At 57.5% G+C, this 1,000-nt stretch carries 1 protein-coding gene; it reads right to left on the bottom strand.

Annotated elements, in window-relative coordinates:
- The coding region (locus ACK59L_RS21480) for an immunoglobulin-like domain-containing protein (protein WP_409275949.1) at nucleotides 1-1,000 on the bottom strand (1,000 nt) is incomplete at both ends.

Raw genomic sequence — 1,000 nt, 5'->3', positions numbered from 1 at the left:
GGCTGATTTCGCCCGAGTCTTTGTAAACGTCATCGCCTTGAGCGGCGTGCTCATAGGAAACAGCAGTCTGGCCGGCTTTGATGGTGACTTGAGCGTTGTTGCTCAGGGTCACGACCAGGTCGTTAGCCAAGGCCTTGTTGATCTGGATGGTGAACGTCGGCTTAACGTTCTCAGCAACGGAGTTCTGGTCAGCGGTAATAGTGACCAGCACCAAGTCGCCTTGGTTGCCAGTACCCGGCGTACCCGAGCCTGGCTCGTCGGTAACTTCGGTGCTGACCTGGGTTTTATCCAGCGTTAGTTGCTCGAACTTCCAGGCATCCGCACCGCTGACCGATTCGATCGAGTTCACGACCGCAGGGTTCGTGCCCACATAAACGTTATCTGGCGCGGTAGCGGTGGCCGAACCTACGGTGCTGTTGGCAGGGACCACGACGGTGGTGCCGTCTTTCAGGTGGAAGTACAACTCAGCGTGGTTGTTGATCGGCAGACCGTCTTTGTTGGTCAGCGTCACGGTGTAGGTGATCTCGCCGCCTTCGGCAACCGAAGTAGTCGCAGTGAGCTTGGCCACAACTTCGTCGATGGTGTCGGTGACTTTGACCGAAGCATCGTTGCCCAGTTGCAGGTTCTCGAAGGTACGGCCGCCAGCGTCTGCTGCCGACTTGATGCCCAGGCTGATTTCGCCCGAGTCTTTGTAGACGTCGTCGCCTTGCGCCGTGTGTTCGTAGGAAACAGCGGTCTGGCCGGCTTTGATGGTGACTTGAGCGTTATTGCTCAGGGTCACGACCAGGTCGTTGGCCAGGGCTTTGTTGATCTGAACAGTGAACGTCGGCTTAACGTTCTCAGCTACGGAGTTCTGGTCAGCGGTAATAGTGACCAGCACCAGATCGCCTTGGTTGCCCGTGCCAGGAGTACCCGAACCTGGCTCGTCGGTTACTTCGGTGCTGACTTGGGTTTTATCCAGCGTCAGTTGCTCGAACTTCCAGGCATCCGCGCCGCTGAC

The organism is Pseudomonas sp. KCJK9111, from assembly GCF_046231935.1.
GTDB classification, from domain to species: Bacteria; Pseudomonadota; Gammaproteobacteria; order Pseudomonadales; family Pseudomonadaceae; genus Aquipseudomonas; species Aquipseudomonas parafulva_B.
Note: the sequence above shows the minus strand (reverse complement) of the source record. Positions and strands in the feature narration are given on the sequence as shown.